A 22,714-nucleotide genomic window follows, 5' to 3' on the forward strand; every position below is an offset into this window, starting at 1 on the left:
CCAGAAGATCGTCAACCCCACCTCGGCGGTCGCCGGCTGACCCATCCCGTCGCGGGACAACCCGACGGCACAACCGTGCGCGACCGCCCTCCCGAAGGGCTCTCCTCCGTTGACCAACGGATCCGTCCCGCAGCCGTCCACCGCGCTCACCGCCTACGGCTGGGACTCCGCACTCGACTCCGACTTCGCCGTCCACGCGGAGCGGGGACTCACACCCGGCCGCATCGTCCGCGTCGACCGCGGGCTGTGCGACGTCGTCCTCCCCGGCGGCCCGGACGGTCTGCGGACCGTACGCGCAGACACCGAGGACGTCTTCACCCGCGACCCCATGGGAATCGCCTGCACCGGCGACTGGGCCGCCGTCGACGAGACGCCGGCCGACGGCCCCGCCGTGCGCGCCCTGCTGCCGCGCCGCACCACCTTCGTCCGTTCCACCTCCTCCAAGCGCTCCGAGGGACAGGTCCTCGCGGCCAACGTCGACCTGGCGGTCATCGCCGTGTCGATCGCCGCCGAACTCGACCTCGGGCGGCTCGAACGCTTCGTGTCGCTGGCGTGGACCAGCGGCGCCCAGCCCCTGGTCGTCCTCACCAAGGCCGACCTCGTCGAGGACACCGCCCACCTGCTGGACGACGCGCGCGGCGCGGCACCCGGCGTGGAAGTCCTGGTCGTCAGCGCCGCCACCGGCGACGGCGTGCCGGAGGTGGCCGGGGCGCTGGCCGGCGCCACGTCCGTCCTGCTCGGGCAGTCGGGCGCGGGCAAGTCCACGCTCACCAACGCGCTGCTGGGCCGCGAGGTCCAGGAGGTGCAGGCCATCCGCGACAGCGACGGCAAGGGCCGGCACACCACGACCACCCGCGACATGCTGCCGCTGCCCGGCGGCGGGGTGGTCATCGACACCCCGGGGCTGCGCGGGGTCGGACTGTGGGACGCCGACGCCGGTCTCACCCAGACGTTCTCCGACATCGAGGCGCTGGCCGGCGAATGCCGTTTCCACGACTGCTCGCACGAGTCCGAACCCGGCTGCGCGGTCCTCGCCGCCCTGGACGACGGCGTCCTGACCCACCGCCGGCTGGACAGCTACCGCAAGCTGCTCCGTGAGAACGCGTGGATCGCCTCGCGCACCGACGCCCGGCTCCGCGCCGAGATGCGGCGCGAGTGGAAACTGCGCTCCGCCGCGGGGCGCGAGATGTACGAGCGCAAGCGCGGCGGCGGTCACCGCAAGGTGTACTGACCGGATCCGGCCCGGCTCCCCCACGGGGAGCCGGGCCGGCGGTCATCCGGCTCCGTTGTGGCGCTCACCGCCACGGCGCAAGGTCAGCGGGCTGCCCTCGTGCCAGAAGGTGTAGACGATGCTGCCGAGGCCGAGCGCGACGATGACGACGCCGAGGACGATCGAGTAGACCATGGCTCCTCCAGCCCGTTCGGGATGCGTTTTACCGCACCTTCACCTTCGATGTTCGAACGTGACCTTCCCGTGGCCGTGCCGTCTCACACGCGCGACGGCCCAACTCACAGTTCAGCAACCCGAGTTGTCCGCATGTGCGGCTCATGCCGACGGCAGTCCGCCCCGGGCGACGACCCCGGCGTACCAGCGGGCGCTGTCCTTGGGCGTACGACGCTGGCTCGCGAAGTCCACGTGCACGATGCCGAACCGCTTGCCGTACCCGTAGGCCCACTCGAAGTTGTCCAGCAGCGACCACAGGAAGTAGCCCTGGACGTCCGCGCCGTCGGCCACCGCCCGCTGCACCGCGGCCAGGTGCGCCTGCAGGTAAGCGATCCGCTCCGGGTCGTGGACCGCGCCCTCGGGATCCGCGTAGTCGTCGTACGCCGCGCCGTTCTCGGTGATCAGCAGCGGCACCCCCGGCAGCTCGTCCCGCAGCCTGAGCAGGAGTTCGTGCAGGCCCTGGGCGTCCACCGGCCAGTCCATCGCCGTCCGCGGCCCCGGCGCCGGCACGAACCGCACGTGCGCCTCGGCCCCCGGCCACGGGGACGGCGACGCATGGGTGCCCGCGGCCACCACGGTCGGGGCGTAGTAGTTGAGGCCCAGCGCGTCCACCGGACGGGAGATCGCCCCCAGGTCGCTGTCCGCCACGAACGACCAGTCCGTCAGCGCTGCCGTGTCCCGCAGCAGGTCCTCCGGGTACGCCCCGCGGAACACCGGGTCCAGCCACAGCCGGTTGGCCAGCGCGTCGACCCGCCGGGCCGCCTCCACGTCGGCCGCGCCCGCGGTGTGCGGGCGCACCGCCGCGAGGTTCAGCGTCAGCGACACCTGCGCCGGCACGGGCAGTCGCTCCCGCAGCACGCCGACCGCCAGGCCGTGCCCCAGCAGCAGATGGTGCGCCGCCCGCAGCGCCGCCTCCGGCTCCGTCCGGCCCGGCGCGTGCACGCCCTGCGCGTAGCCCAGGAAGGCCGAGCACCACGGCTCGTTCAGCGTCGTCCACAACGGGACCCGGTCCCCGAGCGCGTCCGCGACGAGCCCCGCGTACTCCGCGAAGCGCTCCGCGGTGTCGCGCACCGGCCAGCCTCCCGTGTCCTCCAGCTCCTGCGGGAGGTCCCAGTGGTACAGGGTGAGGACGGGACGGATCCGGTGGTCCAGCAGCTCGTCGACGAGGGCCCGGTAGAAGTCGAGCCCCTTCTGCACGGCCGGGCCCCGGCCGGTGGGTTGCACCCGTGGCCACGACACGGAGAAGCGGTAGTCCGTGAGGCCGAGCTCCGCCATCAGCGCGACGTCCTCGCGCATGCGGTGGTAGTGGTCGGCGGCGATGTCCCCGGTGTCGCCGTTGCGGACCCTGCCGGGGGTGCGGCTGAAGGTGTCCCAGATCGAGGGGGTACGGCCGTCCTCGTGGGCGGCGCCCTCGATCTGGTAGGCGGCGGTGGCCGCGCCCCACCGGAACCCTCCGGGGAACCCGAGTGCCGTGTGCGGCGCGTTGTGAGTGCGGGGTGCGGTCGTGGTCATGCGTGCGTGCTCCTTGTGTGCCGGGTGGGTTGTGGTTCCGGCCCGTTGTTGTGTGCGGTTTGTTTGCGCCTGCGGCGGGCTGTTCGCCCGCCCTCCCGCCCTCCCCCAGCCTTCGGCCGGGGGGACCCCCATCCGGCATGGTTGGTGCGGGGCTCGCTCTGTGCATGGGTGGGCCGGGGGCGGGGCCTCCGGGGTGGGCATCCTGTACCGCATATTTATGTGCATGGCGGGCAGCACTTGCTCTTGCCGTCGCTGCCGCACATCACATACACGTCAGCGTCCAGAACGCCCACCCTCCCCCAGCCTTCGGCCGGGGGTGCCCCCAACTCCCCCACCCCTCCGCCGGTTCCGCGACCAACGGCCGGTGGGGGTGCGAAGGTGGTCCGGGGCTGCCGCACGTGCCTATCTGACCCCCCGCCTGCCGTTGTGCGCTCATACGACGGGAGGGGGTGTGGCGGGGTGCGCCCGGAAACGACGAGCGGAGGACCCGGTGCCCAAGGATGTTGGGGTAAACCGCGAGCGTTGAGGACGTGCGCCGGCGCGGCGCCGACCCCACAACGAGGTGTGCAGGCCCGCACCAATCGCGCCGGGCAATCGGGCGGGAGGGCGGGAGACAGCCCGCCGCAGGCGCAAGGGACCCGCACACAACCACCGGGCAGCGCGGCGCAGCCACCCACAGGCGCAACGCACCCGCACACAACCACCGGGCCGCACAACCACCCCCCCCGGCCCCCTTACCCCTTCACCGCACCCTGCATGATCCCCCCGACGATCTGCCTCCCCAGCACCCCGAAGACCAGCAGCACCGGCACCGTCCCCAACAACGTCCCCGCCATGATCACGGACTGGTCGTGCACGTACCCCCCACCCAGTTGCCGCAAGGCAACCTGCACCGTGGGCTCCTGCGACGTGAGCGCGATGATCGGCCAGAAGAAGTCGTTCCAGGACGCCATGAACGTGAGCATCCCGAGCACCGCCATCCCCGGCCGGGCGACCGGCACGACGATGCTCCAGAAGATCCGCGCCGTCGAGGCCCCGTCGACGCGGCCCGCCTCGATCAGCTCGTCCGGCAGCGACTGCACGAGGTACTGCCGCATGAAGAAGACCCCGAACGCCGAGACGAGCCCGGGGAGGATGACGGACTGGAGCTGGTTCACCCAGTGCAGCTCCGCGATGAGCATGAACAGCGGGATGACGCCCAGCTGGGGCGGGATCATCATCGTGCCGACGGTCAGGGCGAGCAGCGCGTTGCGGCCCCGGAAGCGGAGCTTGGCGAAGGCGAACCCGGCGAGCGTGGAGCACAGGACGGTGCCGACCGTCACCGACCCGGAGACGACGAGGGAGTTGAGCAGGGCCTTGCCGATGTCGGCCTGCTCCAGCACCTGGCGGAGGTTGTGCCCGAGGTTGCCCCCGGGCAGCAGTGCCGGCGGGCTCGCGGCGAGCTCCGCGTTGGAACGGGTCGCGGCGACGATCGTCCAGTAGAAGGGGAAGGCGGAGATCGCCGCCGCGACGATCAGGACGGCGTAGGCGAGCCGCCCGCCGTGGTGCTGCCGGCCCGCCCGGGACGGGCGGAGGCGGGGGAGGGGACGTGCGGTCCCGGTGTCGCGGCCGGGCCGCGGCCGTGTGAGGAGCGCGCTCACCGGCGGGTCCCCTTCCGTGAACGGCGCCGTGCCAGCGCGGTGTTGAGCAGGACCAGCAGGACGATGAGGACGAACGTCACCCAGGCGATGGCGGCGGCGCGGCCCAGGTGGAAGTAGCCCCAGCCCTGCTCGTACATGTAGAGGCCGAGGGTCTGGTACTGGTGGGAGATGCCGCCCGAGATGCTCCCCTCGAACAGCAGCGGTTCGCCGAAGAGCTGGGTGGCGCCGATCGTGGAGACGACGATCGTGAAGAGGATCGTGGGCCGCAGCCCGGGCAGCGTGACGTGGAGGAACTGCCGCCACCGCGAGGCGCCGTCGAGTTCGGCCGCCTCGTACAGCTCCCCGGGGACGGACTGCATGCCGGCGAGGTAGATCAGCGCGTTGTAGCCGGTCCACCGCCAGGTGACGATGGTGGAGACCGCGACCTGCGAGGCGACCGTCCCGGACTGCCAGTCTACGGGCCCGATGCCGGCCAGCCCGAGCGCCCAGTTGACCAGGCCGAAGTCGCGGCCGAAGAGCTGGGCGAAGACCAGGGTGGCGGCGGCCACGGACGTGGCGTACGGCAGGAGCATCGTGACGCGGAAGAAGGTGCGGCCGCGCAGCTTGTAGTTGAGCAGGTGGGCGAGGCCGAGCGCCATGAGCAGCTGCGGCACGGTGGAGACGACGCCGATGGTGAAGGTGTTGCGCAGCGCGGTCCAGAAGAAGTCGTCACCCAGGAGCGCGGCGTAGTTGTCCAGGCCGCGCCACTCCATGTCACCGGGGGTCTGGAGCTCGACGCGGTACAGGGAGACGTACGCCGTGTAGAGCAGCGGGAACAGCCCGAACGCGGCGAACAGCGCGAAGAACGGCGCGATGTAGGCGTAGGGCGACAACCGGGCGAGCAGTCGCCGCGGGGGCGCGGGGGCTGCCGGGGGCCGGGCGGGGGACACCGGCGCGGCGGCGGTCAGGGTCATGGGGGACCTTCGGGTGTCGGGGGAGTGGCGGGGCGGGGCGGCCGGGCGCGGAGGACCGGGGGTGCGGTCCCGCGCGCGCCCGGCGCCGGCGGGGCGGGGCCGTCAGCCGACGGCGTTCTCGACGCCCTTCCTGGCGTGGCTCCACGCCGTCGCGGAGTCCGTGCCCTTGCGTTCGACCTCGCCGAGCGCGTTGGTGATCTGCTGGTTGACGTCACCGTCGTGCACGCCGAGCACCTGCACCGGCGAGGCCTCGGCGGCGGCGCCGAAGATCTGCCCGATGGGCGCGTCGCTGAAGTACGGGTCGGTGACGTCCTTGACGGACTCGATCGCCCCGACGTTGGAGGGGAAGCTGCCCTGCTTCTTGAAGAGCTTGGCCTGCTGCTCCGCCGCCGTCAGCCACTTGACCAGCTCGAAGGCCTCCTTGGCGTGCGCGGAGCCCTTGGGGACGGCCAGGTAGGACCCTCCCCAGTTGCCCGCCGCGCCGCCCGGGAGCGGGGCGACGTCCCACTTGCCCTTGCCGGTCTCGCCGGCCTGGCCCTTGATGTAGCCCAGCATCCAGGCCGGGCATCCGACGGTGGCGAAGGAGCCGCTGCTGAAGGCCTGGTTCCAGGCGGGCGTCCACTGGGCGAGCTTGGCGCTCAGTCCGTCCTGGGCGGCCTTCACGGAGAGGTCCCAGGCGTTCTTGACGGCGGCGTTGTCGTCGTAGATCAGCTTGCCGGAGGCGTCGTAGTAACGCTCCTTCTCCTGGCCGACGATGACGGAGTAGAGGCTGCCGACGCTGTCCACCCAGGCGCTCTTGGCCCCGGCCTTCGCCCTGTACTGCCGGCCGAGTTCCAGGTAGCCGTCCCACGTGGACCACTTCTGCGCCAGCTCGGCCCGGTCGGTGGGCAGTCCCGCCTTCTCGAGCAGGTCGGTGCGGTAGCAGATCGCCTCGGGGCCGACGTCGGTGCCCAGGCCCAGGGTGCGGCCGTCGGAGGTGGTCGCGGCGGACCACTTGGCGGCCGAGAAGTCGGCCTTGAGCTCCTTGGCCCCGAGGGCGCCCAGGTCCTCGAACCTGTCGGCCTGCTGCTGGGTGACCGACGCGATGCGCCCCACCTCGATGCCCTGGACGTCGGCGAGGCCGCCGCCGCCCGCGAGCCTGGTCTGCAGGGCCTTCCAGTAGTCGGCCTCGTTCTCGGTGCTGCTCTCCTTGACGGTGACGCCGGGGTGGAGCTTCTCGTACTCGTCGTACAGGCCGGCTTCCTTGTAGCCGAAGGTGCCGAACAGGTCGACGGTGATCGTGACCTTGCCGTCCTTGTCCGCGGACGTGCCGGTCGAACCGGATCCGCAGGCGGCGAGGAGCGCCCCGGCGAGCGCGACCGCCCCGAGTCGGAGGGTGGCGCGTCTGGCGGCTCGGGCGATGGGCATGGAAGCCTCCCATGGCTTCGGGACGGGTGAGAGGGCTCTCGTGCACGGCTCTTGAGAGCGCTCTCAAGCGATGCCCAGGAGAGTGCCGCCGCAGCCGGTGGTTCGTCAAGAGCCGAATGGATAACGGCCGGTGGGGCGGCTCCGGGTCCCGTGCGGCTCCACGTCGTGACGGCATGTCCGGCCGGCGCCGTGACCCTCCGCGATGCTCTCCGGAAGCCCGTGGCCATGGGCGCGGAAACGGTCGTGAAAGGGCACGGAATTGACATCTGTAGGGCTCAAGCATTCGTCCTCGGCCATGTCGTGCGATGGCCGGAGGGGGGTGTCGGAGGGCTGCTAGAAATTACCCGCCGGCGTGAATGTTCGTGCATGAGTACGGCTTTTCCGCGCCTCCCGTCCGTACGTCCGCGAGCCCGCCCGTATGCCCGAACAGACGCAGCAAGGGGAGCGATGACCTCGGCACCATCGGGTTCCGTGCCCGCCCGGAATGCCGCTCACGGTCTGCTCGGCCGCGCGCTGTCCAGGTGCCACGACGAACGGGCCAGCGGTGTGCTGCGGGTGCAGGGCAGCCCCGGCGGGGCCTTCCACCTGCTCGACGGCGCGGTGGTGGCCGTCGAGAGCCCCGGCGCGCCGGGGGTCGGGACGCTGCTCGTCCGCTCCGGGCGCATCGACGCCGACGAGTGGAACGCCGCCCACGACGCCGCGGGAACGGGGCTGTGGCCGGGCGCGGCGATCGCCGCCGGGGGACGGCTCGGCACGGCCGAGTTCCAGGTGCTGCACATGATGGCCGTCCAGGACGCGGTCTTCGCCGTACTGGCCGGACGGCTGGACAACTGCGCCTTTGACCCCGACGCGCCCGGAACCGTGCCGGCCGCCCTGCCGGCGGGCCTGGCCCCCGGCGTGGAGCCGGAGGAACTGCTGGTGGAGGCCGGTCGCCGGCTCTCCGCACTGGCCTCCCTGCCGCGCCCGGTCTCCCCCGACCGTGACCGGGTCGCCGCCGTGGGGCCGCCTGCGTGGGCGGACGAACCGCTGGCCCCGGTGCGTCGCGAGATCCTCGGCTGCGCCAACGGCCGCCGCAGCCCCCGGGACATCGCTTTCCTCATCGGCCGCGGGGTCTACACCATCACCGTGGAGGTCGCCCGGATGTGCGCCGAGGGCCTCGTCGAGACCGTCCCGGCCCCATCCCCGGCGGATCCGTCCCCGCCGTCCGCCGCGGACCCCGTCCCGCCGCCCCCTCCGGAGCCGCCCCCCGATCCGTTCGGCGTGCTCCCCGCCGAGCCGGCCGGGCCCGCCGCGCCGCGTCCGTCCGCCGATCCCCCGCAGGACGTCCCGGACCCGGGACCGTACCCGCCCGTACCGGACCGGAAGCCGGACGAGGTCCCCACGGCGGCCCCGGTCGCCGAGGGCCTGCCCCGCCGTGAGCCGGGCGCCAGCGGCATTCGCGAGGCGCTCGACGCCGGCCGTCCGCAAACGGGCTGGAAAGGATTTCTCCGGCCGCGAGGACGGAGCCGGACCGATTCCCCGTGACCGCAATGCCATGACCGATTCCCCGTGACCGATTCCCCCGTGACCGGAATCCCCGGGGACCGACCGAACACCGAACGAAGGGAATTCAAGGAGGTGCACGTGCATGAATCATGACGCCCTGGTCGCCGAGATGCGCGCTTTGCGGGACCGGGTGGTCGGTGTCACCGACACGGCCGTCGCGGCCGTCGACGGCCTGCTGATCGCCGCCGACACCGAGGACGCCATCGACCCCAACGGGCTCGCCGCGCTGGCCGCGGCCAGTCTGGGACTCGCCCGGCGGATGGCCGCGGCGGCGCTGCGCGGTCCGCTCCGCAGGACCGTGACCTGCAGCAGCGGCGGCTACACCGCCGTCTACGCGGTCGGCGAGACCGCGCTCCTCGTCGTCGTGGGCGACGAGGGCGTGAACGTCCCCCAGTTGCACGTCGAGGCCAGGTCCGCCGTCGAGCGCATCGGCGCGATCCTGCTCGCACCCGATCCCGGCCCGGGCGCCGTGCCCGCGCCGCCGGAGTCCGCGTACGACCCCGAGGGGGTCCTCGGATGACGACCCCGCCCCCCGCGAAGACCGCAGAAGGAGTGCTGTGAGCACCACCGGAAAACGCCCGCACGGCAACCTGTCCGACCAGGTCATGGGCCTGGTGAAGACCCTGCGCCAGGAGGTCCCCGACTGCCTCGCCGCCGGTGTGGTCGACATGTCGACGGGCATGTTGCTGTCCGTCGACACCGTCGACAGCCATCCGCCGGAGGTCCTGGACCTGCTCGCCGCGGCGACCCTCGACCTCTTCCAGGGACGCACGGTCGTGATGATCGAGGACGTCTTCAAGGAGCGCCGCGGGGTCACCAGCGACGCGCACTACTTCCAGGAGATCCTGGTCAACAGCGACAACCTGACCCACCTGTTCATGCGCAACAACCTGAACGAGGACGTCGTCGCCGTCGTCGTCTGCCGCCGTTCGGTCAACGTGGGCATGCTCTTCGCCCAGGCCCGCCGTGTGGTCAAGGAGCAGGGCGCGTTCTGAGCCCCGGCCGGTCAGGCGCTGGCGCGCCGCACCAGCCGGGTGGGGGTGACGAGCGAGGACAGCGGACGGCCGCCGCTGTCCTCCTCCGCCCGCCGCTCCAGGCCGCGGACGAGCAGCCTGACCATCAACCGGCCCATCTCCTCGATCTCCTGACGGATCGTCGTCAGCGGGGGATCGGCCAGCTCGGCCACCGAGGCCATGTCGTCGAAGCCCACGACCGCGACGTCCTCCGGCACCCGTCGGCCCCGCTCGCGCAGCACCCGCAGCGCGCCGCACGCCATGAGGTCGGAGGCGACGAAGACGGCGTCGACGTCCGGTGCCCGGTCCAGCAGCACGGCCATGGCGCGCGCTCCGCCGGCCTCGGAGAAGTCGCCCTCGACGACCAGGCGGGGGTCGGCGTCCATGAGGATGTCGTGGTAGCCGTCGAGCCGGTCGACCGACGCGGTCTGGTCCAGGGGGCCGGTGACGGTCGCGATCCGCTCCCGCCCCAGCGAGACCAGGTGGCGCACCGCCTCGCGGGCCCCGCCGCGGTTGTCGGAGTCCACGTACAGCAGGCTGCGGTCCCCCTCGGCCCCCGGCCAGCCGGGGCGCCCGCCGAAGACGGTGGGCAGCGCGATCCGGCGGATGATGCCGGGCAGCGGGTCCTCGGCGTGCAGCGAGAAGACCAGCGCGCCGTCCACGTGCCCGCCGGCCAGGTAGCGGCCCACGCGGTCGTAGTCGGCCGTGCCCTCCACCAGCAGCAGTACCAGCTGCGAGTCGTGCACCGCCAGCTCACGGCTGATCCCGAGCAGCTGCTGTGCGAAGAAGGGGTCCGCGAAGACCCGGGTCTCCGGCTCCGCGACGATGACGGCGACGGCCCCGGTGCGCCGGGTGACCAGCGAACGGGCCGCCTGGTTGGGTACGTAGCCCAGCTCCTCGACGGCCTTGCGGACCTTCTCCACCAGCACCTCGCGCACCCCCGTCCCGCCGTTCACCACACGGGAGACGGTGGCCCGGGAGACCCCGGCCCGTTCGGCGACGGCCTCGAGCGTCGGGCGTGCTCCGGAGATCTGGTCGGACAAGGGGTGCTCCTCTCGGGACGGGAACAGCGTAGTCCCTCCCGGGAGCGGGGAGAGAGCGCTCTCCCCGCAGCTCGGAGGCTGTTTCTGAGAGCGCTCTCCACGGGTCTCCCGGCGGTCAGCGCACCGGGAAGCCGAAGCTGTAGCCCTGCTGCTTGAGCCAGGGCAGCACCTGCCGCAGCGCCTCGACCGTCTGGCCGCGGTCCCCGCCCGCGTCGTGGAAGAGCACGGTGGGCCCGTTGGGGATCTCGTGCTCGACGGTGGACACCAGCGTGGCCGTGCCCGGCTGCTTGAAGTCCTCGGAGTCGACGTTCCAGCCCAGCGGGCGCATGCCGCGGGACGCCGCCAACTGGCGGCTGTACGGGGTGAAGGCACCGCCCGGAGCCCGGTAGTACAGCGGGCGGACGCCGCCCGAGGCGCGGGTGATCATGCGCTCGGCGTCCAGGATCTCCTTCGCCTGGTACTCCCGCGACTTGCTGTTCATCGTGGTGTCGTGCGTGACGCTGTGGTCGCACAGCCGGTGCCCGGCGGCCACCACGGCCTTCACCAGGTCGGGGTGGGCCCGGGCCTGCGTGCCGACCATGCAGAAGGTCGCCTTCACCCCGTTGTCCGCCAGCACCTGGAGGACCTGCGGGGTCCACTGCGGGTCCGGCCCGTCGTCGATGGTGATGTTGACGCCCCGCGGGCCCTCGTCGGAGGCGTGGGCGATGTCCATGTTCACCACGGGCGCGGGCAGCGCCTCGTCCGGCACGGAGGTCTGCCCCGGTATGGGGCGCGGCGGGGCGGAGGCGGAGGGCCTCGCCGGACGTTCCGCCGCCTGCCGCCCGTCGGCGGTGCCCGCCTGGGCGGTCCACACCGACGCCAGCGCGGCCACCCCCGCCACGCCCAACGCCGCTGCCAGCACCCGGCCGTTCGTCCCGCGCATCCCGCTCCACCCCATGTCGCACCACTCCCCGCGTCCCGTGTTCCGTGTCCCGCACCTGCACACGGGATGACGGGGGCGGGGTGTCGGGGGATCCGCCTGTTACGGAGCCCTGACGATTCCGGCGACGGACGGCGACGGACGGCGACGCAGCGGGCCGAGGCCGGCGGGTCTGGGCCGGCTTACGAGGTGAGGACGGCCGCCAGCCAGGCCCCGGCGACCAGCAGGCACGCGAACAACTCGACCAGCAGCGCCGTTCCGGCGGCGCGCATGGCCGTACGGGTGGAGGACCAGGCCGCGCCGTGACTGCCGAGCCGCAGCCGCTCGCCGCCGTAGAGGGAGAGGGCGAAACCGGCCGGCGCGCCCACGACCGGCAGCAGGAAGAAGCCGGCGACGGCCCACAGCCCCGCGACCAGGAAGGCCCGCCGGGGCACCCCGGCCTCCCGCACCGACCGGGTGGGCAGCAGCAGTTGGACGGCCTGGTTGAGCAGCAGCACACCGGTCGCCGCCGCCAGGACGCCCCAGGACAGCGGCGTGTGCAGATGGGTCGACCACCACAGGACCGCCGCCCAGCACATCAGCGGTCCCGGCGCGCCCGGTACGAGCACGCCCAGCAGTCCGGACAGCATGACGGCACCGATCAGGCACAGCTGTCCGGTCCCCATGGGCCCAGCGTGCCGGAAGCCGGGCCCGGACGCCCCATGGTTTTCCGGCCTCGTAGGGCGGCGCCCCGCGTCAAGGCGCCTCAGCCGCGGCTGCGTTCCACCCAGCCCCGCTCGTACGCGTGCCAGCCCAGTTGCAGCCGGGTCGACACCTCGGCGAGCTCCATCAGCCGCTTCACCCGGCGCTGCACCGTCCGCAGCCCCAGCTCCAGTTGCTTGGCGACGCTGGCGTCGGTGAGCCCGGCCAGCAGCAGCGACAGGATCTGCAGGTCGAGGGCGTCGGGCGCGTCCGGTGACTCCTCCCGCGGAACGCCCCCGGTGCCCAGCCGGATCGGCACGGCCTCGCGCCAGACGCCCTCGAACAGGGCCGTCAGCGAGTCCAGCAGCCCGCTGCCGTGGACGACCAGCGCCGCGGGGCGGCCCGCGTCCCGGGCCATGGGCACCATCGCCAGCGAACGGTCGGCCAGCACCAGCTTGGTCGGCACCCGTTCCACCACCCGCACCTGCTCCTCGCGGCCCAGCGCCGCGGTGAGTTCGGCGATGCCGTTCGGGCCGCTGATGACCTCGCGCTCGACGACCACGCGGAAGCTCACCCCGCGTTCGGCGGCGAGCTCCTCGGCGGTGTTCTCCATCCCCGACACCACCATCGGGGTCCCCGTCACGAGGGCGCAGACCTCCTTCTCCGCCCCCAGCTGGAGCTGGTTGAAGCGGTGCGCCACCGCCCCGGCCCCCGTCACCACCTCCACCAGGTCGTGCGCCGAGGGCTCCGCCGCCACGCCCCGGTACTCCTGCGCCAGCGCCGCGGCCGTCATCTCGGCCTGCTCCAACCGGTGCCGCTGCTGGGTGAGCAGGGCGCCCAGCGCGACCGTGGGCGGGGCGGCCACCCAACGTCCGGGCCGGGCGGAGGAGCGCGCGACCAGCCCCTGCCGCTCCAGCAGCCGCAGGACCCTGGCCGCCTCGTCCTCCGGCATGCCGAGCCGGTGCGAGAGGTCCACGACCTCGGCGGCCCCCAGCCCCACGAGGGCGCGGTACGCCGCTTCCTGGGCATCGTCCAGCCCTATGGCACCGAGCACGGGCACCCCTTCCGGATCCGCGGGACACGACACGCGGGCATGGCGGAAATGAGCCATGGCGTAATCCCGCCGCCCGCCATCATCCCTGCTCGAACCCCTGTGCTGGCAAGGTGTCCCCACTGGATCGTCCGACGTGCGGCCCGAGGAGGGGGCCGGCCGCCCGTCGGACCATTCGCGTGCCCGAACCCTGTTCCCCCGCGCGCCCGCCGGTGGACAATAGGGGCATGAGTCAGCAGGGGGAGACGGACCGCCGCCAAGAGGACCAGTGGTGGCGGCAGTTGTACGGGCAGCCCGACCCCGCGGGGCGCGAGCCCGGCGACACGCTCGACGACCGTTACAGCTCGGCGCTCTCCGCGCTCGGCGAGGAGGCGGACGGCGATGCCGCCACGGTGCCGCGGCAGGCCGGACCGCAGGAGACCGCCGCGCAGGAGACCGTTTCGTGGGAGACGGAACCGCCCGCCGCGCCCGCCGCGCCCGCCGCGCCCGGCGACGACCGTAGCGCCGGCGCCGCTCCGGGCGCGGCCTCCACCGGCCGGTCCGGGCACGGCACCGACGCGGACGACGCCGGCCCGCCCGACACCCTGCGGCTGCGCCGTCCGGGCCCGCCGGCGGCCGGCCCGCCGCCCGCCCCGCGCCCCTGGCAGTACCAGGGGCCGCCCCCCTCGTCGGCGGCGCCCGAAGCGGCCCCGGCACCGCCCGGACTGCCGCCGGGCTGGGCCCCGGCCGAACCCGCCCCGGAGCCCCCGCGGTCGGCGGCGCCCCCGGGACCCCCGGCGCCCGCCGCCCCCGTGGCCGGGTCCGCACCGGCCGCCCTGCCCGAGCCCACGCTCCCCGGGGTGCCCTACGTCGGCGACGGCCCGCCCACGTACGACCCCGAGCCCACCGCCTGGCCGGCGGCCGACCCCGACGCCCTCGACGACCTCGTCCCGGACACCGAACTCGACGGCGCCCGCTACGGGCTGCTGACGGTCCGTACGGCCTCGGTGCGCGGCGACTCCGCCCGCTACCGGGGCGAGCCGCGCCGCGACGCCGTCCTGACCGCCCGCTTCGGCGCCGGCGACGACGCGATGCTGCTGATCGCGGTCGCCACCGGCCCGCGCACCTCGGACACCGCCCACCGCGCGGCCCGCGACGCCTGCACCTGGATGGCGGCGGCCGTCGGCCGCAGCCACGCGCGGCTCAGCGAGGACATCCGCGCCTCCCGCCGGGGCTCCCTGAAGTCCGGGCTGCACCGGCTCACCGACCGCTGCTACGGACGGCTGCGCGCCCGCGGCGAGGACCTCGGCCTGGACCCGGTGGAGTACAGCGCCACCCTGCGCTGCCTGCTGCTGCCCGCCGACCCCGACTGCCGCATCCGGCTCTTCTTCGGCGTCGGCGACGGCGGGCTCTACCGCATCCGCGGCGGCGAGTGGCAGGACCTCGACCCCTGGCGGCCCGACGAGCGCGCCGAGACCGAGGACAGCCCGGCCGTGCGCTTCCGCTTCCGTGCCTCCGTGGCGCGTTCCGGCGACACCCTGCTGCTGTGCAGCGGCGGCCTGGCCGGGCCGCTGCGCGGCGAGCCCGCCCTCGTCGGCCGCCTCACGCAGCGCTGGGGTGCCGCCGAGCCGCCGGGACTGCCGGCCTTCCTCGGCGACACCCAGACCAGGGTCAAGGGCTACGCCGACGACCGCACGGCCGTCGCCGTCTGGGACGCCTGACCCCGACGCGGCCCCGGGGTGAGCCGCAGCGTCAGGACCTGGAAGGGGCGCAGCGCGACGGCGACCGCGTCGCCGTCGCGCCCGGCGTCCCCGAGCGGCCGTTCCAGCAGGTCGGTGACCTGGGCACGGACCAGGGGGAAGTCCGTGGCGAGCGTGCCCGAGGCGCGGTCCCCCCGCGACTCGTACAGGCGCACCACCACGTCACCGGAGCGGTCGTCGGCGAGCTTGACCGACTCCACGGTGATGCCGGGATGGCCGGCCCGCAGCAGCGGCCGCAGCGACGGCAGTGCATCCGCCCGCCGCAGCGGCAGGTTGAGCGCGAGTCCCTCCGCGACCGCGTCGCCCACCGCCGCTCCGGGCAGCAGCGCGTAGCGGAAGCGGTGCGTGCCCTGGTCGGTGTGCGGATCGGGGCTGTGCGGGGCGCGCAGCAGGGTGAGCCGGACGGTGGTGTCGGTGCCGGTACGGCCCGCGTCGTGGCCGTAGGTGGAGTCGTTGAGCAGCGCGATCCCGTAGCCGGGCTCGCCGACGTGCAGCCAGCGGTGCGCACAGATCTCGAACCGGGCCGCGTCCCAGCCGGTGTTGACGTGCGTGGGGCGGTGCACGTGCCCGAACTGGATCTCCGCGGTGGAGCGCTCGGCGAGCACGTCCAGCGGGAAGCACGCCTTCAGCACCTTCTCCGACTCGTGCCAGTCCACTTCCGTGAGCACGTCCAGCCGGCGGCTGCCCGCGGACAGCCGGAGCTCCTGGACGACGCGGCTGCCGCCGAAGGCGCGCACGACCCGCACGGAGGCCCGCAGCGGCCCCTCCTCGACGAGTTCGACCGACTCCGCCGACGTCAGGTCGGTGTGCTTGCGCCGGTAGTGGCGGTCGATGTCCCAGGCGTCCCACTTGGTCGGGTGGTCGGGGTGCAGTTGCAGCAGGTTGCCGCGCGCCCCTGGCGCCAGCACCTCCCGTCCGGCGGTCAGGTCGCGCACCGAGGCCAGCAGCCCGTCCGTGTCGACGGCGACCCGCAGCAGGCCGTTGCCGAGCACGATCAGCCCGTCCTCCCGCACGACGCGCACCGGCTCGTCCACGACCTCCGGCCGGCCCCCGAGGGCCGTGGTGCCCAGCGCCGGGACGCCGACCGCCACCGCCACCCGGCCGTCCGGCAGGGGCTGAGCGCCACTGTCCGCCGGCAGGGCCGCCGCGGCGTCGGCGTCCAACTCGACCACCTCCTGCCGTGCGTACGGCGAGGCGTTGAGCAGGGCGGGGGAGTCCTGGGACCCGTTGCCGCCCAGCGCCCGCACCGCCGCCGCGAGGAGGGCCTCCAGTTCCTCCCGCACCTCCGCGTAGGTGTCACGCGCCTCGCGGTGCACCCAGGCGATGGAACTGCCCGGCAGGATGTCGTGGAACTGGTGCAGCAGCACCGTCTTCCAGATCCGGTCCAGCTCCTCGTACGGGTAGACGTACGAGGACGGCGCCTCCAGCGCGGCCGCCGTGCACCACAACTCGGCCTCGCGCAGCAGGTGCTCACTGCGTCGGTTGCCCTGCTTGGTCCTGGCCTGCGTGGTGTACGTCGCGCGGTGCAGCTCCAGGTAGAGCTCTCCCGACCACACCGGGGCACGCTCGCCGTACTCGGCCTCGGCAGCCGTGAAGAAGGCGGCCGGCTTCTCGATCTCCACCCGGGGCGACCCCTCCAGGGAACGCAGCCGGCGCGCCTTCTCCAGCATCTCCCGGGTGGGACCGCCACCGCCGTCCCCCCAGCCGAACGGCACCATGGACCGCGTGGCGCGCCCCTTCTCGGCGAAGTTGCGGACCGCGTGCGCCAGTTCGCGGCCGGAGAGCTGCGAGTTGTAGGTGTCGACGGGCGGGAAGTGGGTGAACACGCGCGTGCCGTCGATGCCCTCCCACCAGAAGGTGTGGTGCGGCATCTTGTTGGTCTGGTTCCAGGACAGCTTCTGGGTGAGGAACCAGCGGACCCCGGCGAGCTTCGCCAGCTGCGGGAAGGCGGCGGTGTAGCCGAAGGAGTCCGGCAGCCAGATCTCCTCGGTCTCCACGCCCAGTTCGTCGAGGAAGAAGCGCTTGCCGTGGACGAGCTGCCGGGCCAGCGCCTCGCCGCCGGGCATGTTGGCGTCGGATTCGACCCACATGGAACCGACGGGCGCCCAGTTGCCGTTCCTGACGGCCTGCTGGATGCGCTGCCACACCACCGGCTGGTGCTCCTTCACCCAGGCGTACTGCTGGGCCTGCGAGCAGGCGAAGACCAGCTCGGGGTAGTCACGGGCGAGCGCGGTGACGTTGGCGAAGGTGCGCGAGGCCTTGCGGACGGTCTCCCGCAGCGGCCACAGCCACGCCGAGTCGATGTGCGCGTGGCCGGTCGCCGAGACATGGTGGGCTCCGGCGTGCGCGGGACGGGAGAGCGCCCCGGCCAGCTCGCGGCGGGCGTCGGCGGCGGTGCCGTGCACGTCGTGCAGGTCCAGCGCGTCCAGGGCGTCCTCCAGAGCGCGCAGGATCTCGTGGCGGCGCGGGTCGTGGAAGTCCAGCTCGTGCATCAGGCCCTCGAGGACCTCGACGTCCAGCACGAGGTGCCAGACGTCCTCGTCCAGGACGGCCAGTTCGGCGGTGTCGAAGCGGTACAGCGGTTCCGCCCCGGCGGTCAGCACGTCGCCCAGTGGGGTCGGCAGCCAGTCGCGCAGCACGGCGGGGTTGGCCGCCGCCTCCAGCAGGAGGTTCACCCGTTCGCCCCCGGCGGCAGGGGAGGCCACCGGGACGTGCCGGTTGAGCGGGTGGACGCCCTTGACCGGCACCCCCTCGGCGTCGTACACCATCCCCTCGGCCACGAAGCCCGGGCCGTCGTTCCCGAACCCCGGGTCGATCACGGCCTCCACCCGGCGGCCCGCCCACGCCGCCGGCACCGTGCCCTCCAGCCGGAACCAGCTGGTCGACCACGGCGGCCCCCAGGGCGTGCCCACGGAGAACGGTTCGAACCTTCCGTTCGACCAGGCCGTCAGCGCCTCGCCGACCGGCGGGGGCTCCCCCCTCCGGTCCTCCACGTGCCAGGCCGACATGCCCAGCGGCACCCGGTCGGCGTAGCGGGCGGGCCGCACGAACTGGTTCATGGCCCTGGTCAGACGGCCCTCGACCAGCAGACGGTCGTCGTGCATCTCAGCTCCTCGGGTCGGCTCACCGGATGGATTCCCCGTCAATGCGGTGGTGTCCCGTAACGCCCTGAAGGCGGACGGGGTTTTCGTGGCATGAGAAAAATCGCGCGTCCCCGCGGACTCTCCCGGCGCAGGTTCCTCGGTGCGGCAGCCCGGCTCGCCCCCCTCGCGGCCGTGCCCGCCGTGTCCCTGCCCGGTACGGGGGCGGCCGCGGCGGCCGAACCGTACGCCGCGCTCGCCCGGGCGTCCGTCACCGAGTTCCGCAGCGCCTGGGACGCCTACCGCAGACTCGCCTGGGGACGCGACGAGTTGCGGCCGGTCGCCGGTACCGGCTCGGACTTCTTCATCCCCGGCAGCACCCTCGGCCTGACGATCGTCGAGTCGCTGGACACCCTCTACCTGATGGAACTGGACGAGGAGCTGGACGCCGGCGTCCAGTGGGTGCGCGACGACCTCGTGCTCGGGCAGGACGCGCCCGTGCAGGTCTTCGAGACAATCATCCGCCTGGTTGGCGGGCTGCTCTCGGGGCACCTGGCCACCAAGGACACGGTCCTGCTCGACCGCGCCCGCGAACTGGCGGACCGGCTGCTGCCCGCCTTCACCCGCTCGCCCACCGGGGCGCCCTACCGCTACGTGAACCTGGCCACCGGCGCGGTCTCCGGCAAGGAGAACTACCTCGCCGAGATCGGCACCTGCATCACCGAGTTCGGCGAGCTGTCCCGGCTCACCGGCGACCGCAAGTACTACGACGCGGCGAAGAAGGCCCTGCGCGCCGTCTACGACCGCCGCTCGCGGCTGAACCTGCTCGGCACCGGCATGAACGTCGAGACCGGCGCCTGGACCGGCACCACCGCCACCCTCGACCCGCCCGTCGACTCCTTCTACGAGTACCTCTGGGACGGCTGGGAGCTGTACCGGGACGAGGAGCTGCGCACCTGGTACACCACGCTCACCGCCGCCGTCCTGCGGCACTTGACCGAGCGCCGCTCCGGACGGCTCTGGTTCCGCCAGGCCGACATGCGCACGGGCGCCGCCACCGGGCACGCGCAGTCCGAACTGACCGCCTTCTACGCGGGACTGCTCGCCCAGAGCGGCCGCGTCGCCGAGGGCGAGGCCTACCACGACAGCTGGGCCGCCGCCCTGCGCTCCTTCCGCCTGCCACCCGAGAGCCTGGACTACCACGGCATGCGCGCCCTGGACGCCTCCTACCCGCTGCGTCCGGAGTACGTGGACTCCTGCCTCTTCCTGTGGCTCGCCACGGGCAAGGACCTCTACCGGCTGCGGGCCGCGGAGATGTTCCGGCGGCAGAGGCAGTACTGCAAGGTGGCCAACGGCTACACCGTGGTGCGCGACGTGACGGCCCGTCCCATGAAGCTGGGCGACCTGACGCCCGCCTACTGGTTCAGCGAGAACGCCAAGTACTACTACCTGCTGTTCGCCCGGGCGCGCCGATTCGACTACCGCTCCCACTACCTCACCACCGAGGGCAACGTCCTGCGCGGACTGCGCTGATCCGGGGGCGGCCGCCCCCGGATCACGGCCGGTCGGCCGCGGCGACGGCCACCTCCGCCTCGTGGTCCACGGGGAAGTTGACCGAGCCGGCGATGAAGCACAACCGCTGGGCCTCGGCGTGCAGTGTGACGGCGGCGTCCACCATGGCGGCGGAGGCCACCTCCACCCGGGGCCGCAGCAGGGCACGGGTGAAGTGGCCGCCGCCGTCCCCGGTCTCCTCCATCGTGCCCTCGGCCCGGTCGGTGTAGGAGGTGACGACCACTCCGGCGACGGTGCACACGTGCAGGTAGGAGAGCATGTGGCACTGCGACAGCGCGGCGAGCAGCAGCTGTTCGGGGTTCCAGCGGGCGGGGTCGCCGCGGAAGGCGGGGTCCGAGCTGCCGGGTATCGCGGGGACGGGCAGACCGGGGGCGGTGACCTCGTGCTCCCGCCCGTAGCCGCGGTACGTGCTGGTGCCCGCACCCCGGTTGCCGGTCCAGACGACCTCGGTGGTGTAGGTGTGGCGCTTGCTGATGTCGGGCACGGCTATCGCTCCTCCTCCGTCCCGTCCCGCTCGTAGGCGGAACAGGTGTCCATGACGTGCTCGCGGGCGGCCGCGTGGGCCTCCGCGGCGCGGCCCGCGGCGATCGCGGCGAGCAGCCGGCGGTGCTGGGCGGCGACCTGGCCGGGGCGCTCCGGCGCGGCCAGCGATCGCTGCGTGGAGACCTGTATCTGGTCCCACAGCCGCTCCAGCGATCCCGCGGCCACCGGGTTCGCCGACAAGGTGGCGACGCGGGTGTGGAAGCGTCGGTTGTGCCGTACGGCCTCGGCCTGCCGGCCGGCTGCCGTGGCTTCCTCCGCCTGTTCCGCGAGCCGTTCCAGCGCGGTCAGTTCGGCGGGCGCCAGCTCCCCGCGCCGCTGCCGCTCCGCGGCCAGCTCCGCCGTCAGGGCCTCCAGCACTCCTCGTACCTCATAGGCGTGCCGCAGGGCCTCCGGCCCCAGTTCGACGACGCTCACCCCGCGCCCCGTGGAACGCACCAGCCCGTCCGCGACCAGCGCCCGGAACGCCTCCCGCACCGGCGTACGGCTCATCGCCAGCACCGCCGCCGCCTCGAGCTCGGTCAGGCGCTGGCCGGGGGCGTACACCCCGTCCAGGATCAGTTCCCGCAGCCGCGTGCGCGCGGCATCCGTCTGCTGCACCCCTCCACTGTATCCATTGCATGCATTGCATGCAATGGGTTGTGAGCGCTCCGTCCCCGGTCCATGACTGGACGTGGTCGCGGTGGGGCATGCATTGCGCGTAGATGTTCGAACCCGAAAGGGCGTCAGCGGCCGGAGCGGAGCCGATGGAACGTCAGCCTGTCCAGCCGGGCGGCAGGGAGGCCGGGGGGCCCGTCGAGGCGCGCCGCCTGCACCGGCCCCTCCAGCACGCAGACCTGCCGGCCGTCGCCGATGTGCGCAGGCTGCTGCGCGAGGCGTTACGGAGCTGGGGCGTGCCCGCCCTCGCCGACACGGCGGAACTCCTCACCACCGAACTCGTCACCAACGCCCTGCGCCACACCGACCGCGGCGCCGTCCTCACCGTGACGCTGCAGCCCGGCGCCGCCTGCCGACTGCGCGTCGAGGTACGCGACTTCACCACCCGCCACCCGCGGCTGCGCGCCCCCTCCGACCGCCGTACCTCGGGCCGCGGACTGCTGCTCGTCCAGTCGCTCGCCGACGCCTGGGGAGTGCGCCCCGACGGCGACGGCACCGGGAAGATCGTCTGGTTCGAACTCGACGCCGGGGCCCGCTGACCCGCCCGCGAACGCCCCGCCCGCGACCCGTCCACGCCCCTTGCCCCGGAACGCCGCTGCCCCGGCCGGGATTCCGGGCCGGGGCAGCGAACCGATGAGACGTCACATGCGCGGGTTATCAGCCGTACTGGCGCTCCAGGGCGGCGAGCTTGCGCTCCAGCGAGTCCAGCTTGGGGAGCGCCATCGTGTCGTCCTCGGCGGTGAGGTCGATCGTCGTACGGGCGGTCTCCTCACGTACGGGCGACAGGGCGGGCCGGGAGCGCGAGGGCAGTTCGGCCTTCTCCGGTTCTATGGCAGGCTCCGCGCCGGACTGGGCGCCGGCCGCGGCCGAGGAGGGCAGCTCGTACTTGCTGCCGCCGCGGTTCCAGATCCGGTGCTGCCGGTTGATCGCCTTGATGCGGGCCCGCTCCAGGCGCTCGTGCTCGCGGCGGCGGATGGCCTCCTGCTCCTTGCGGGCGCGCTCCTCGCGGACCTCCTCGACGGCCTCGTCCAGGGTGCGGACGCCCTCGAGCAGCATCAACGACCAGGCGCCGTACGTCTCGCGGGGCGCGCGCAGCCAGCGGACCATGCGGATCTGCGGCAGCGGCCGCGGGATCAGCCCCTGCTCGCGCAGGGCGGCCCGGCGGGTCTGCTTCAGCGCGCGGTCGAAGAGCACCGCCGCGGACAGCGACATGCCCGCGAAGAACTCCGGGGCGCCGGCGTGGCCGCCGCCGCGCGGGGCGTGCACCCAGTTGAACCAGGCCGCCGCGCCCGCGAACAGCCACACCAGCAGCCGCGAGCCCAGCGCGGCGTCACCGTGGCTCGCCTCGCGGACGGCGAGCACCGAGCAGAACATCGCGGCGCCGTCGAGCCCGAAGGGCACCAGGTACTCCCAGCCGCCGGAGAGGCCGAGGTTCTGCTGTCCGAAGCCGACCAGGCCGTGGAAGGACAGGGCGGCGGCGACCGAGGCGCACCCGAAGAGCAGGACGTACGAGGCCGTGCCGTACAGGGCCTCCTTCTTGCGGCGGCGCTCCTCGGCGCGCTCCCAGGAATCGGCCTGGCCCGCGTCATCCTTGCGGGCCTTGCGGTTGCGCAGGAACACCGCGGCGGCGGCGAGGACCGCCAGACCGACGGCGCACGGGAGCGCCCAGTCCAGCGTTATGTCCGTAAGTCTCATCGTGCGATTCCTTGCGTCGCAGTACCGTCGCGCTCGGGCCGCGAGACGGCGTCCGCGCGCCATCCTGGCGAACGCCTCGGACGCGTGATGCGGTTTCAGGGCAAGAGAACGCCAACGGAGGGGTGGCGTGGGACGAGATCGTCAGAATACTCGAACTGGGTAGCGGGTTTGGTTCAGTTGATCGAGTTGAAACCTGTGACCTGACGGGTGATCAGATGACATG

General features: G+C 73.3%; 20 protein-coding genes. 7 read left to right on the forward strand and 13 right to left on the reverse strand.

All coding sequences use genetic code 11. The features are described from left to right. The first annotated feature begins 109 nt into the window (after positions 1-109). Positions 110-1,231: a ribosome small subunit-dependent GTPase A gene (gene rsgA / locus ABZ479_RS06810; protein ID WP_500460384.1), complete on the forward strand. Its 1,122-nt coding sequence runs from the start codon at positions 110-112 to the stop codon at positions 1,229-1,231. A 42-nt stretch (positions 1,232-1,273) separates the two neighbouring features. Here rsgA and ABZ479_RS06815 read toward each other — a convergent pair whose 3' ends face one another. The 5 genes from ABZ479_RS06815 to ABZ479_RS06835 all read right to left on the reverse strand — a co-directional run bounded on the left by ABZ479_RS06815 (position 1,274) and on the right by ABZ479_RS06835 (position 6,956). Beyond that, a complete protein-coding gene (locus ABZ479_RS06815; RefSeq protein WP_431965331.1) occupies positions 1,274-1,405 on the reverse strand; it encodes a hypothetical protein in 132 nt (43 codons plus the stop codon). 141 nt (positions 1,406-1,546) lie between these two features. Then, the gene (locus ABZ479_RS06820; protein ID WP_500460385.1) at positions 1,547-2,956 is read right to left on the reverse strand and encodes a GH1 family beta-glucosidase; all 1,410 of its coding nucleotides are present in this window, start codon (positions 2,954-2,956) and stop codon (positions 1,547-1,549) included. 734 nt (positions 2,957-3,690) lie between these two features. Then, positions 3,691-4,596 carry a carbohydrate ABC transporter permease gene (locus ABZ479_RS06825; protein ID WP_500460386.1) on the reverse strand — a complete coding sequence of 302 codons (906 nt, stop codon included), beginning with the start codon at positions 4,594-4,596 and terminating at the stop codon, positions 3,691-3,693. Further along, a complete protein-coding gene (locus tag ABZ479_RS06830; protein WP_500460387.1) occupies positions 4,593-5,549 on the reverse strand; it encodes a carbohydrate ABC transporter permease in 957 nt (318 codons plus the stop codon). The genes ABZ479_RS06825 and ABZ479_RS06830 overlap by 4 nt, the downstream gene beginning before the upstream one ends. A gap of 102 nt (positions 5,550-5,651) precedes the next feature. After that, complete coding sequence (locus tag ABZ479_RS06835; protein ID WP_500460388.1) at positions 5,652-6,956, reverse strand: ABC transporter substrate-binding protein; 1,305 nt, start codon at positions 6,954-6,956, stop codon at positions 5,652-5,654. 471 nt (positions 6,957-7,427) lie between these two features. Between ABZ479_RS06835 and ABZ479_RS06840 the strand changes: the two genes are divergently transcribed. From ABZ479_RS06840 to ABZ479_RS06850, 3 genes are all read left to right on the forward strand, one after another. Then, positions 7,428-8,480, forward strand: a complete 1,053-nt coding sequence (locus ABZ479_RS06840) for a MarR family transcriptional regulator (protein WP_500460389.1) — start codon at positions 7,428-7,430, stop codon at positions 8,478-8,480. Between the two features lie 103 nt (positions 8,481-8,583). Then, on the forward strand, positions 8,584-9,021 hold the full coding sequence (locus ABZ479_RS06845; RefSeq protein WP_500460390.1) for a roadblock/LC7 domain-containing protein: 438 nt from the start codon (positions 8,584-8,586) through the stop codon (positions 9,019-9,021). Positions 9,022-9,106: 85 nt separating this feature from the next. Further along, complete coding sequence (locus ABZ479_RS06850; protein ID WP_499601996.1) at positions 9,107-9,496, forward strand: hypothetical protein; 390 nt, start codon at positions 9,107-9,109, stop codon at positions 9,494-9,496. A gap of 11 nt (positions 9,497-9,507) precedes the next feature. Here the strand turns inward: ABZ479_RS06850 and ABZ479_RS06855 are convergent, their stop codons facing one another. The 4 genes from ABZ479_RS06855 to ABZ479_RS06870 form a co-directional block, all read right to left on the reverse strand. Continuing rightward, the gene (locus tag ABZ479_RS06855; RefSeq protein WP_500460391.1) at positions 9,508-10,557 is read right to left on the reverse strand and encodes a LacI family DNA-binding transcriptional regulator; all 1,050 of its coding nucleotides are present in this window, start codon (positions 10,555-10,557) and stop codon (positions 9,508-9,510) included. 115 nt (positions 10,558-10,672) lie between these two features. Further along, positions 10,673-11,494 (reverse strand): polysaccharide deacetylase family protein, encoded by an 822-nt coding sequence (locus tag ABZ479_RS06860; RefSeq protein ID WP_500460393.1) that lies wholly within the window; start codon positions 11,492-11,494, stop codon positions 10,673-10,675. Positions 11,495-11,658: 164 nt separating this feature from the next. After that, positions 11,659-12,141, reverse strand: coding sequence for a DUF456 domain-containing protein (locus tag ABZ479_RS06865; RefSeq protein ID WP_500460394.1), 483 nt, complete (start codon positions 12,139-12,141; stop codon positions 11,659-11,661). 80 nt (positions 12,142-12,221) lie between these two features. Continuing rightward, positions 12,222-13,211: a helix-turn-helix domain-containing protein gene (locus ABZ479_RS06870; protein WP_500460395.1), complete on the reverse strand. Its 990-nt coding sequence runs from the start codon at positions 13,209-13,211 to the stop codon at positions 12,222-12,224. A 224-nt stretch (positions 13,212-13,435) separates the two neighbouring features. On the opposite strand from ABZ479_RS06870, the gene ABZ479_RS06875 reads away from it, so the two are divergent. Continuing rightward, positions 13,436-14,908: a protein phosphatase 2C domain-containing protein gene (locus ABZ479_RS06875; protein WP_500460397.1), complete on the forward strand. Its 1,473-nt coding sequence runs from the start codon at positions 13,436-13,438 to the stop codon at positions 14,906-14,908. On the opposite strand, the gene ABZ479_RS06880 is transcribed toward ABZ479_RS06875, so the two are convergent. After that, positions 14,866-18,051, reverse strand: coding sequence for an alpha-mannosidase (locus ABZ479_RS06880; RefSeq protein WP_500460399.1), 3,186 nt, complete (start codon positions 18,049-18,051; stop codon positions 14,866-14,868). The two genes, ABZ479_RS06875 and ABZ479_RS06880, sit on opposite strands and share 43 nt — an antisense overlap. 90 nt (positions 18,052-18,141) lie before the next feature. On the opposite strand from ABZ479_RS06880, the gene ABZ479_RS06885 reads away from it, so the two are divergent. Then, entirely contained in the window at positions 18,142-19,560 is a 1,419-nt protein-coding gene (locus ABZ479_RS06885; protein ID WP_500460401.1) for a glycoside hydrolase family 47 protein, read from the forward strand. Between the two features lie 22 nt (positions 19,561-19,582). Here the strand turns inward: ABZ479_RS06885 and ABZ479_RS06890 are convergent, their stop codons facing one another. Then, the gene (locus tag ABZ479_RS06890; protein ID WP_500460402.1) at positions 19,583-20,083 is read right to left on the reverse strand and encodes an OsmC family protein; all 501 of its coding nucleotides are present in this window, start codon (positions 20,081-20,083) and stop codon (positions 19,583-19,585) included. Between the two features lie 2 nt (positions 20,084-20,085). Further along, on the reverse strand, positions 20,086-20,739 hold the full coding sequence (locus ABZ479_RS06895; RefSeq protein WP_500460403.1) for a GntR family transcriptional regulator: 654 nt from the start codon (positions 20,737-20,739) through the stop codon (positions 20,086-20,088). A 146-nt stretch (positions 20,740-20,885) separates the two neighbouring features. On the opposite strand from ABZ479_RS06895, the gene ABZ479_RS06900 reads away from it, so the two are divergent. Next, positions 20,886-21,335, forward strand: a complete 450-nt coding sequence (locus tag ABZ479_RS06900; RefSeq protein ID WP_500460404.1) for an ATP-binding protein — start codon at positions 20,886-20,888, stop codon at positions 21,333-21,335. 118 nt (positions 21,336-21,453) lie between these two features. Here the strand turns inward: ABZ479_RS06900 and ABZ479_RS06905 are convergent, their stop codons facing one another. Continuing rightward, the gene (locus ABZ479_RS06905; RefSeq protein WP_500460405.1) at positions 21,454-22,491 is read right to left on the reverse strand and encodes a DUF2637 domain-containing protein; all 1,038 of its coding nucleotides are present in this window, start codon (positions 22,489-22,491) and stop codon (positions 21,454-21,456) included. Positions 22,492-22,714: the final 223 nt, after the last annotated feature.

It is taken from the genome of Streptomyces sp. NPDC005722 (genome assembly GCF_040630935.1).
Taxonomy (GTDB): Bacteria; Actinomycetota; Actinomycetes; order Streptomycetales; family Streptomycetaceae; genus Actinacidiphila.